Origin of the sequence: Halanaerobium saccharolyticum (assembly GCF_003259895.1) — a bacterium.
Taxonomy (GTDB): Bacteria; Bacillota; Halanaerobiia; order Halanaerobiales; family Halanaerobiaceae; genus Halanaerobium; species Halanaerobium saccharolyticum_A.
Window position 1 is genome coordinate 1 of sequence record NZ_QLME01000053.1, and the last position, 1,891, is coordinate 1,891.

Below are 1,891 nucleotides of genomic sequence, written 5' to 3' on the forward strand. Positions count from 1 at the left end.
CGTACTGTAAAATATTTTTGAACATTTTTCAGTCTAAACCTTGTTATATCAACAATCTATATTTAAAACTTGCCAACCTCCCCTTTTCAAGGTATATTTAGATTAAAATCAACGACGTTTTAACTAAACTATCTAGAAAAAAAGGAGGTGGCAAACTTTGAAAACAATTATTATTTCTCTCTTACTTTATATTCAAATTCAGTGGCAGTTAATTAATTATCTGATGGTCTTAGTCGTTGGTAAAAATGTTAATCTAAAAGACCAGATAAAAACTCCACCTGTTAATCAAATTTATGCTCAAATGCAGATTGATTCTTTCCCTAAACTTGAAACTATTGAATTACTTGATTACAAAAAGCTTCTGGCTGAACATCTGCATCAAAACGGCAAGGAACTTAAGCCTGTTAGAAGACATAAAAATTCTAAAAATAAAGTTCCCAACACTATCACCTGCCCCTACTGCGGGGCACCACACATCTATCTCTACGATAACAATGGTGGTAAAGGTCAGTTTCTCTGTAAAGTCTGTTCTGAAACCTTTAACTACAAAATTATCTATTCTAAAGCTATCAAGCGTAAATGCCCTTACTGTGACCATACTTTAGCTAAAGTTAAAGAACGTAAAGAGTTTGATATCTACAAGTGCAAAAACGATGACTGCTCCTACTACAAAGTTAATCTTGCTTTAATGACCAAGGATGATAAAAAGCACTTTGAAAAGGCTCCATTTTTATTTAAAGTTCGTTATATCTACAGAGAGTTTAAATACGACTTTAAACCACTGAGTAATGATAACTTAGAAAGCAATCTACCTGCTGTTGATATATCCAAAATCCACTGCTCTTCGCATACTCTTGGTTTGATTTTGACCTACTATGTTAATTATGGTCTTTCTTCCAGGAAAACTGCAGCCATTATGATGGATATACATCAACTTAAGATTTCTCACCAGACAGTACTAAATTATGCCGATGCTGTTAGTTCTCTTATCAAACCTTTTGTTGACGATTATCCTTATCAGCTTTCTAATTCCTACTGTGGTGATGAAACATATCTTAAAGTTAAGGGTAAATGGCAGTATCTTTTCTTTTTCTTTGATTCTGTTAAAAAGATTATTCTCTCTTACAGGCTATCGCCTCAAAGAGATACTCTCTCTGCCATTAAAGCACTTAATGATGTCCTCTTAAAGATTAAGACTTTACCTGATGATTTAGCTTTTATTGTTGATGGTAACCCAATCTATTTATTGGCTCAGCACTATTTTGCTCAGCATGGAATCCATTTTGATATCCATCAGGTTATTGGTCTTACCAATGAGGACCCGATATCCACAGAATACAGGCCTTTAAAAGAGATTATCGAAAGATTAAACAGAACTTTCAAGCGCAGTTACAAAACAACTACTGGTTTTAAATCTTCAGCTGGATCTATTGCTTTTATTAATCTATTTGTCGCTTATTTTAACTTTTTAAGACCACATTCAGCTTTAGAAGAAAAGGTGCCTGTACTGATTCCAGAGCTTGATGCTCAGCCTCATATGCCAGCTCGCTGGAGTAAATTGATTGAGCTTGCTCAGGAACATATTATTATCCTGCAGCAGTCTGCTTAGCCTTTATATCCTTTTAGCAGAGCCTGAGGCAGCTAAAAGATATTTAAAAGCATTGGCGAAGCGAACCCTTTACAAACCGAAGCAGATAAATGCTAAAATCAATGGTTCGAGGGTTGGCTAGTTTTTCCTGCCTTTATATCCTTCCCCTTCACCCTCGGCACTCTTCAGCTAGCATTTATATGGTGTTTGTCAAGGGCAATGCGGTCATCCAACCATTAAAATTTACTCAAAATTTAATTTCTAACTTCAATATCACTTTTTCATAGATTTTTAGACAGTACC

The 1,891-nt window shown here is 34.9% G+C and carries 1 protein-coding gene; it reads left to right on the forward strand.

Going from position 1 to position 1,891, the window contains the following annotated elements; translation table 11 throughout:
- Positions 1-157: 157 nt before the first annotated feature.
- Entirely contained in the window at positions 158-1,609 is a 1,452-nt protein-coding gene (locus C7958_RS15445) for a DDE-type integrase/transposase/recombinase (protein WP_111573560.1), read from the forward strand.
- The last annotated feature ends 282 nt before the right edge of the window (positions 1,610-1,891 follow it).